7 protein-coding genes and 1 pseudogene are annotated in these 8872 nt (G+C 72.3%); 5 read left to right on the forward strand and 3 right to left on the reverse strand.

The window, feature by feature from the left end; translation table 11 throughout:
- Nucleotides 1–58 precede the first annotated feature (58 nt).
- Both AN218_RS32350 and AN218_RS32355 read left to right on the forward strand, forming a co-directional pair.
- Nucleotides 59–1282, forward strand: coding sequence for a cytochrome P450 (locus AN218_RS32350; RefSeq protein ID WP_070020589.1), 1224 nt, complete (start codon nucleotides 59–61; stop codon nucleotides 1280–1282).
- 118 nt (nucleotides 1283–1400) lie between these two features.
- Nucleotides 1401–1595, forward strand: coding sequence for a ferredoxin (locus tag AN218_RS32355; RefSeq protein WP_070020590.1), 195 nt, complete (start codon nucleotides 1401–1403; stop codon nucleotides 1593–1595).
- A 39-nt stretch (nucleotides 1596–1634) separates the two neighbouring features.
- Here AN218_RS32355 and AN218_RS32360 read toward each other — a convergent pair whose 3' ends face one another.
- Nucleotides 1635–2618 (reverse strand): LLM class flavin-dependent oxidoreductase, encoded by a 984-nt coding sequence (locus AN218_RS32360; protein WP_244900896.1) that lies wholly within the window; start codon nucleotides 2616–2618, stop codon nucleotides 1635–1637.
- Between the two features lie 158 nt (nucleotides 2619–2776).
- On the reverse strand, nucleotides 2777–3691 hold the full coding sequence (locus AN218_RS32365) for an SMP-30/gluconolactonase/LRE family protein (protein WP_070020592.1): 915 nt from the start codon (nucleotides 3689–3691) through the stop codon (nucleotides 2777–2779).
- 457 nt (nucleotides 3692–4148) lie between these two features.
- Between AN218_RS32365 and AN218_RS32370 the strand changes: the two genes are divergently transcribed.
- Complete coding sequence (locus AN218_RS32370) at nucleotides 4149–4952, forward strand: TetR/AcrR family transcriptional regulator (protein WP_070020593.1); 804 nt, start codon at nucleotides 4149–4151, stop codon at nucleotides 4950–4952.
- 54 nt (nucleotides 4953–5006) lie between these two features.
- Nucleotides 5007–5882 (forward strand): aminotransferase class IV, encoded by an 876-nt coding sequence (locus tag AN218_RS32375; protein WP_070020594.1) that lies wholly within the window; start codon nucleotides 5007–5009, stop codon nucleotides 5880–5882.
- A 111-nt stretch (nucleotides 5883–5993) separates the two neighbouring features.
- On the opposite strand, the gene AN218_RS32380 is transcribed toward AN218_RS32375, so the two are convergent.
- On the reverse strand, nucleotides 5994–8036 hold the full coding sequence (locus AN218_RS32380; protein ID WP_171908876.1) for a serine hydrolase domain-containing protein: 2043 nt from the start codon (nucleotides 8034–8036) through the stop codon (nucleotides 5994–5996).
- A 306-nt stretch (nucleotides 8037–8342) separates the two neighbouring features.
- On the opposite strand from AN218_RS32380, the pseudogene AN218_RS32385 reads away from it, so the two are divergent.
- Nucleotides 8343–8872 (forward strand): annotated as a pseudogene (locus tag AN218_RS32385) (hypothetical protein); the annotation flags it as partial.

Consider the following 8872-nt stretch of genomic DNA (forward strand, 5'->3'; position numbering starts at 1 on the left):
GGGCCCTCCGATCTTACGAATGACCAGATCAGACCCATACCTTGAAAGGTAGGACACCATGACCGGAACGCTCTCCCCGGCCGAACGGCACCAGGCCGAGATCCCCGAGTTCCCGATGCCCCGCGCGTCGGCATGCCCCTTCGACCCGCCGCCCACGCTGCGCGAACAGCAGGAGCAGGCGGCGCTCACCAAGGTCCGCCTGTGGGACGGCAGTACGCCGTGGCTGGTGACCCGGTACGCCGACCAGCGGGCGCTGCTCGCCGACCCCCGCGTCAGCGCGGACATCACACGCCCGGGATATCCCAGCCAGGCCGCGAGCCGTACCAACACCATCGGCTTCATCCTGATGGACGACCCCGAACACGCCCGGCAGCGGCGGATGGTGACCGCGCCCTTCACCCTCAAACGCGTGGAGAGCCTGCGGCCGAGGGTGCAGCAGATCGTGGACTCCCTCATCGACGAGATGCTCGCCGGGCCCCGGCCAGTGGACCTGGTCGAGGCGTTCGCGCTGCCCGTACCCTCACTCGTCATCTGCGAACTGCTCGGAGTCCCGTACGCCGACCACGACTTCTTCCAGGAGAACAGCCGGACGATCATCAACCGCGACTCGACCGTCGAGGAACGCGGCGTCGCGCTGGGCCGTCTGTCGGAGTATCTGGACGCGCTGGTGGGCGAGAAGTCCGACAGCCCCGCCGAGGATCTGCTCTCCCGGCTCGCGGCACGGGTGAAGGACGGGGAGCTGACCCGCCTCGAAGCGGCGCGCATGGGCGTGCTGTTGCTGATCGCGGGACATGAGACGACGGCCAACATGATCGCGCTCGGGACGCTCGCGCTGCTGGAGCACCCCGACCAACTCGACGCGCTGCGCGGGACGTCCGACCCGAAGCTGATCGCCGGAGCCGTCGAGGAGCTGCTGCGCTACCTCCACATCACCCACAGCGGACGGCGCCGTGTGGCGCTGGAGCGCATCGAGATCGCCGGGCAGACGATCGAGCCCGGCGACGGGCTGGTCATCCCCAACGACATCGGCAACCGCGACCCGGAGGCCTTCGACGATCCCGACCGGCTGGACGTCCGCCGCGACGCCCGGCACCACGTCGCCTTCGGCTTCGGCGTCCACCAGTGCCTCGGCCAGCCCCTGGCGCGCATGGAACTCCAGGTCGTCTACGGCACCTTGTACCGTCGCATCCCCACGCTGCGTCTCGCCGCCGCGCTGGAGGACGTCCCGTTCAAGCACGACGGCTCGGTCTACGGCGTGTACGAGCTGCCGGTGACGTGGTGAGCCCGGCAGCCGCCTCGCCCTTCCTCGCCGGCGCCACTGTCCTCGCCGTCCCCACCGGCCCCACCGTCCCCCGGCCTGCGGCACCCCGCAGGCCGGCCCCTCCCGTCAGGAGTGCAACGTGAAGATCGTTCTCGACCAGGACAAGTGCGTGTCGTCGGGCCAGTGTGTGATGGCCGCCCCCGACGTCTTCGACCAGCGGGAGGAGGACGGCGTCGCGGTCCTCCTCGACGACTCCCCGTCCGCCGACGGCGCGGAGGACGTCGAGCACGCGGCGGCGGTGTGCCCGGCGGTGGCCATCCGGGTCGAACGGTAGCCGCGGCGGAGGAGGTGGCGGCGAACACCCGTGCCGTGCTCAGGAGTTCGCCGCCTCCAGGAAGCGTTCGAGTTCGGCGCGGGTGTCGGGGCCGCACGGCTGGAAGACGATCTCCGTGACGCCCTGCTCGGCGAAGTCGTCGAGGCGGCGCCGGACTTCGTCCCGGGTGCCGCTGACCGTGACGTCGCGGAGCATCGTGTGGCCGCCGGCCTTCCACGCCGCCTGGTCGGCCTCGTTGAGTTCGACGCAGTGCCCCTCGTGGACGGCGAGGTGCCGCGTGTCCTCCGGCGTACGCTCCACGGCCTCCATCCACGCGGCGCCGCCCGGGAGTTCGCGCACGGCGGCGGGACCGCCGAACTCGTACGCCCCGTGGTAGGCCAGCGCCCACCCCGGTCCGCCGGAGAGACGGGCGTGTTCGGAGTCGACGGTCTCGTCGTCGTCGAGCACGGTTCCCCATACGAGGTAGGGCACCCATGCGTACTCCCGCATGAACTCCGGGAGTTGGAGCGTCACGAAGAGCCCGTCGCCCACCCGCCGGGTCACCTCGTGGCCCTTGGGACCGAGGGCGCTGACGAGCACGGGAACGTCGACCGGGCGGGCCGGAGCATGTCCGTCGGGATGCAGCATCTGCATCCGCGCGCCCTCCCACTCGACGGCCTCGCCCCTCAGCAGCGCGCGGAAGGTCCGTATGTAGGAGTCCATGTAGGACCAGGTGATCGCGCGATACCCCATGGCGCGGCGGCCGGTGAAGCCGGTGCCGAAGGCCACCGCGACGCGGCCCGGGGCGAGTTCGGCGAGCGTGGCGGTCGCGGCGGCGTTGACCATCGGGTGGCGCAGGCTGGGGACGAGCACGCCCGGACCGAGACCGATCCGCTCGGTCCGCTCGGCGGCCAGGGCGAGGGTCATCCACACGTCGGGGCTCTGCTGGGGCGTGTCGTAGACCCACGCCCGTGCGTAGCCCAGCCGTTCGGCCAGGGCGATGTGGTCCGGTGAGTCGAGGGCGGTCGGGAAAGCACAGGACACCTCCACGGCCCCTCCATTTCTCATCTGTCGGATCGGATGGATCGGATGGATCGGATGGATCGGGATCGGGAACGGGCGGCGGGCCCGGCGGCCCGACTGCACGCGCCCGTACGGGAGTTGGACTTGGGCTTGGGCTTGGGCTTGGGCTTACGGCAGCCTTACGGCAGGCCCGCGTGCGGGACCTCGACACGTACGGCCAGCAGCTCCGCCTCGCGGACCGGGCGGCGTTCGTGCTCCGGGAAGGAGGGCGCGGCGCACAGGAAGAGGGTGCGGCCGTCGTCGCCGCCGAGCATGCAGGCGAACACGCCGGTGCCGGTGGGGATTTCGTCCAGGACCGTGCCGCCCTCGGCGACGCGGAGGACCCGGTTGTGCAGCGCGTCGGCCACCCAGATCGCGCCCTCGGCGTCGGCGCAGATCCCGTCGGGGCCGACCTGGAGTCGTTCCGCGGCCTCGCCGACGTCCTCCGTGTCGGGCGTCTCGCCGAACTGCGCCCAGACGCGGCGGTTTTCGAAACCGCCGTCCGCGCCGACGTCGAACGCGGTGAGCCGTCCGGCGAACGTCTCCGCGACGACGAGGACTCCGCCGGGGAGGATCACCATGCCGTTGGGGAAGCCCAGGTCCTCGGCGACGGTGGTCACCGTTCCGTCCGGGTCGACCCGGGTGAGCGTGGTGTAGCGCAGCGCGGCGCCGCCCATGAGGTCGAAGCCGAAGTTGCCGACGTAGGCACGCCCTTGCTCGTCCACGACCATGTCGTTGAGCACGCCGGAGACGACCGAGGACAGATCGGCGTGCTCGCTCAACTGCCCCTTCTCGTCCCGTACGAGCAGACGGTGGTCCCGCATCGAGACGATGAGCGCGCGCCCGTCGGGCAGGAAACCGAGCCCGGACGGCTGCCCGGGCACCTCCGCCACGACCTCGGCGCCGGCGCCGGAACGGCCGTCCGTGACGACGACCTTGTCGGTGTAGAAGTCCGAGACCCACAGCCTCCCGTCGTGCCACCGCGGGCACTCCAGGTAGGAGAAGCCGTCCAGTACGACCGTCAACTCCCGGGCCGACGACTGCTGTTCGTCCATCGTGACCTCGCTTCCGTACGTCGTCGTCCCCGTACGTGTTCGTCAGCGCTTCGCAGGCCGGAGGCGGCGGTCGTTCCGGAACCGGCCGTGTCAGGCTCCGTCCGGCCCTGTCCGGCGCCACGCCCCGTGGCGCGGATCCGTCCCGGCAGTCGCCGAACGCAGTGACTAAGCGCATAGTCATTCCGCCCGGCACCGGTGTCAAGGGGCTGGGAGACGCTTCGCGAGACGGACGTGACGAGGCCGGGGTCCGGGGCTCCGCACGACCCGGCCGCGGGCGCCGAGCGCCGGTGGTTGCGGCGGCGGCGAACGACGGAGCGTCTGGTCGGCGGCGCGTGGTACACAGTTCGAAGGCACGCGTGACCCGGCCGTCACCGCGAAGTCACCGCGTGCGCGCCGGACCTGAGCACGCGGCGACGCCGGGGACCGGTACCGACAGCGCAGGAAGGGGCGTCTCGGCATGGCCAAACGGCAAGCCCGCTTCACACCGCAGGAGTTGGAGGACGATCCCCGGCTGAAGGACCACTCCCCGACGCTGTGGAGCGAGGCGGAGTTCGGGGAGGTCGGCCGGCGGCTGCTCTCCTCGGCGGTGCGCTGTTTCGCCGCCAACGGCTTCCACGCCACGACCACGCGCGACATATCCGGCGGGGTCGGGCTCAGTCCGGCCGCGCTCTATGTGCACTTCCCGTCCAAGGAACTCGTGCTCTACGAGATCATCCGCGTCGGCCACGAGCGCGCGCTCGCGCACGTACGGGAGTCCGAGGCGGAGGCCGCGGCAGAGGGCGCGACGGGCTCCGCGACGGGCACGTCGGACCGACTGCGTCTGATGATGCGGCGCTACACCGCTTGGCACGCACGCCACCATGTGGCGGCACGGGTCTGTCAGTACGAGCTGAACGGGCTGACGCCCGAACACTACGAGGAGATCCGGGAGTTGCGGCGCCGCACCAACGAGGTCTTCCGCGAGGTCGTCGCCCGCGGCGTCGCGGACGGTTCCTTCGCACGGGTCGACGTGAACAGGGTCGTGCGCGGCATGCTCTCCCTCGGCATCGACCTGGTGCGCTGGTACCGCCTGGACGGGACCGACTCCCCCGACGAACTCGGGGAGTTCTACGCGGATCTCGCGCTGAAGATGGTGACCGGCACCGGTACGACGGACACCGCCCCGGACGGACGGTCCGGGCGGACGGGGACGTCCGGGAACGGCAGCGCTCGGGGCAACGGCCGGAAGGCGAGGGGCTCCTCGGTTCCGGCCACGGGTTAGGGAGGCCCGGACCTCGTGGGAAGAGCCTGCGGCGGCCCGGGAGTTGGACCGTAGGTGACGAAGCCGCAGACGCAGTACATCGAGATCGACGGACGCCTGCCCGACGACGAGGGCATGGGTCTCGCCCTCGTCGGCTACGGGCACTTCACCTTCATGCAGGTACGGGCCCACGCCGTGCGCGGACTCGATCTTCACCTGGAGCGGCTCGACCGCGGCACCCGTGAACTCTTCGGCACGGGACTCGACCACGACCGCGTGCGCCACTACGTACGGCACGCGCTGCGCGGGACCTCGGGGGACGCCTCCGTCCGCGTACAGGTCGTCCCGTCCGACCCGGGTGTGCTGCTGCGCGGCGGGAGCGACGAGCCGCGGGTGATGGTGATGGTGCGCGCGCCGGCCGAGCCCGACGAGGCGCCGCAGCGGCTGCGTTCGGTCGAGTACGAGCGCCCGCTGCCGCACCTCAAGCATCTGGACACCATGGGGCTGATCCATCAGGCACGTCTCGCGCGCCAAGCCGGTTACGACGGCGCCCTGTTCACCGATCGCACGGGCCATGTCTCCGAGGCCGACCTCGCCAACGTCGTGTTCTGGGAAGGGGAGTTCGGGGATCTGGAGTTCGCAGAGGCGGACGGGAAGGAAGGGACCGGCAAGGAAGGGGCGTTCGTGTGGCCGGACGCTCCCGCACTGCCCGGCGTCATGCGCGGGATGCTGCGCCGCGGCATGGAACGGCTGGGCGTCCCCGTACACGACCGTCCGGTGCACCGGAGCGAACTCCCGCGGCTCGGCTCGGCGTTCCTGACCAACTCCCTCAACGACGGCCAGCCGGTGGCCTCGGTGGACGGCCTTCCGTTCACCGTGCACGAGCGGGCTCGTGCCCTGCTGCGCGCCTGCCATGAAGCCAACAACTGGCAGGCGCTGAACGGCGATTGAGACGGCGGATGAGGACAGAGCCCTCGCGTACGCCGCGTGAACGGGGCGTCCACGCGGCGTACGCGGTGTGTCAGCGGACGGACAGGTGAACTCGTGGGCGTACGGGGGCCGTCAGCCGAGCAGCCAGGTGAACGGCGGCCCCACCAGGCGGTAGTGGAGGAGCATCCCGAGCAGCGCGAGGCAGCCCGCCGCCGTCACCGTGTACAGCACCCGCCCGGTCACACCCCACCAGCCGCGCAGCCAGCAGGCGGCCATGCCCGCCGACAGGGCGAGCGTCGCCGGGACGAGCGCCGCGCCGAGCGAGGTGACGGTCGTCAGCAACGGCGAGCCCAGAGGCGTCAGTTCCATCATCCGGTTGCCGTCCGCGACGACGGCGATCAGCGCGGCCGTCCAGCCCGCGACGAGGAGACCGGTCAGCGCGGCGGCGGCGCGAGCGGCCCGTGCCGCCGGCGGGTGCGGAAGACGTCCGCGCATCCGGCGGACCCCGGCGAGCACCGGATATCCGAGCGCCGCCAGCAGCATGACGCCGAGCCCGGAGGCCAGCAGGGACTGGTGCAGCACCGGCGACTGGTGCCAAGTGAGCTTCTCGTACGCGGTGTTGGGCATGTCGGCGGAGACGAGGAGCCCGTCGTCGGTGAAGGCGATGGTGTTCGCGTCGGCGGCCCGTACGCCGCGTTCCCGGAAGACGCCGCCGCCGATCGGCGTCCAGCGTTGCTCGGTGGTACGGGCGGGGTCGAGCGACAGCCCGGACGTACGCAGGCCACGCGGCCCGTCGCGTTCGACGGCGACCGAGCCGAACAGGCCCTCCACGGCCATCAGACTGCTGCGGCTGACCCGGGCCGCGCGATAGGTGCCGGTGTGCTCGGCGGCAGGGGCGGAGGCGGCGCCGCCCGCGGCCCGGGCGACGGCCCGGCCGTCACCGTCGCCGTCCCCCTTCCCGTCGGCGTCCCCCTTTCCGTCGCCGTCCCCCTTTCCGTCGGCGGGCGCGGGCGCGGCGGCGGCCACGATGCGGTCGACGAGCTGCTTGCCGTCCCAGTTCGAACGGCCGTCGCTGCCGTCGCCGTTGAAGACGACGAAGACCCCGAGGCGCTGCTTCGGCAGCAGCAGCAGATTGCTGTGGAAGCCGGGGATGTCGCCGTCCTTGAACCAGCCGGTGTGTCCGCCGCCCCGCCACTCCTCGAAGCCCCAGCCGAGGCCGGGCATCCGCGGATCCTGCCGGTAGTGGACGCGCTGCATCAGCCGGTTCGCCGCGGACCCGCCGACGAGCTGGTCCGACATCCAGCGGCCCATGTCCGCGGCGGTGGCGGTGGCACCCGTCCCGGACGGCGCCCAGGCACCGTACTGGCCGTGGACGACGGCCTGTCCGGAGCCGCCGAGCGGACGGTAGCCGTGTGCGGACGCCGCGGCCAGGCCGTCCGGTGCGGGCTGTTCGAAGCTGGTGTGCCGCATGCCGAGCGGGCCGAGGACGTGCCGTCGTACGTACGCCGGGAAGCTCTCCCCGGAGACGTCGGCGACGGCCTGCCCGGCGAGGGCGTACCCGTAGTTGTCGTACGCGGCGACGGTGCCCGGCGGCCGTATCCGTGGCGGACGGCGGGTGACGAGGCTTTCGGGAAGCGGTTCGACGGTGTCCGGGGCGGCCTTGTTGCGGCCGACCAGGTCGCTGTCGAACCCGGCGGTGTGGGTGAGCAGTTGGTTCAGCGTGACGGGGTGCCCGGGGTAGGTGTCGGGCACGGTCACGCTGTGGAGCGCGTCGTTGACGTCGGCCTTCGGGTCGATCCGGCCCTTGGCGACCAGTGCGGCGGCGGCCTGTGCGGTGAACAGCTTGGCCAGGGAGCCCAGGAAGAAGCCGGTCCGGTTCGGGTCGACGGGCGTACGGGTGCGCAGGTCGGCGGTGCCGTAGCCCTTGGTGAAGACGGTGCGGTCGCCGCGTACGACGGTGACGGCGGCGCCCGGTATGCGGTCCTCGCGGAGGATGCGGGCGACCGCCGGGTCGACGGCAGCGGCCAGTGCGCGCGGGGAGGTGCGGGCACCGGCGGCCGGTCCGGCCGACGCGTCGGCGGTGCGGGCGTGGGCCTCGGGAGGCGGGACGGCCAGGGTCAGGGTCAGCGCGCCCGCCAGCGTGGCGAGGACGGCTCGGAACGGCATCGATCGCATACGGCGACGATCCCGCCGGGGCGGGGTGCCGCGGCAGTGTCTGACGCACCGGTCGATGTGCATTCTGCACGGGTGCGGGTGTGCGGTGCGCAGAGATATCGCGGGTGCCGGGCCGGGAGCGGCGGCTACGGTGACGCCATGGCGGGGGTGGGTGCGGTGTACGGGTGGCGGGGACGCGGGCCAACGGCCCTGTCCGGGCCGGGAATCGGGCGGAAATCGGAGCAATGGCCTTGGCTCGGCTCCAGGTTCGGGTTCGGGCCGGGTGACGGCGGTGAGGGGGACGGGCCGGGGCCGTCGGCGGCCTCGGTGCTGCTCGTGGCCGTACTGGCGGGGTTCTCCGTGGACCCGGGTGCGCTGCTGCCCCGTCCGGCCGCCGTACCGATGCTGCTGCTCCAGATCGTCACCTGCCTCCCGGCGACGCGGCGTTGGCGCGGCGCGTGGTCGCTGGGAGCGCAAGTGCTGCTGGCGCCGTGGTCGGGACTGCCGGGGTTTCTCGCGGCGTCGGTGCTGCTGGTGGTCGAACACCGGGTGCGCTGGGCGCTGTTCGCGCTCGTCGTGGCGTCCGGCGCGGTGTGGCCGGGCAACGACGGCGGGCTGTACGCGACGGTCAACGGCATCGGCAACGCCCTCGCACAGGGCCTGATCGTCTACGCGCTGACCCGGCTCAGCGATCTGTACGCCGAACTCCGTGCCACACGGGGCGCGTTGGCCGCCGCCCGGGTCGCGGCCGAACGGGAGTCGGCGGGACGCGAGTGGGACGCGGTGCTGGGCGCGGCGCTCGCGGACCTCGTACGGCTGGCCGGGCAGGGCCGCCAGAGCGCGCGCGAACTGGCGCT

The organism is Streptomyces nanshensis, assembly GCF_001751255.1.
GTDB classification, from domain to species: domain Bacteria; phylum Actinomycetota; class Actinomycetes; order Streptomycetales; family Streptomycetaceae; genus Streptomyces; species Streptomyces nanshensis_A.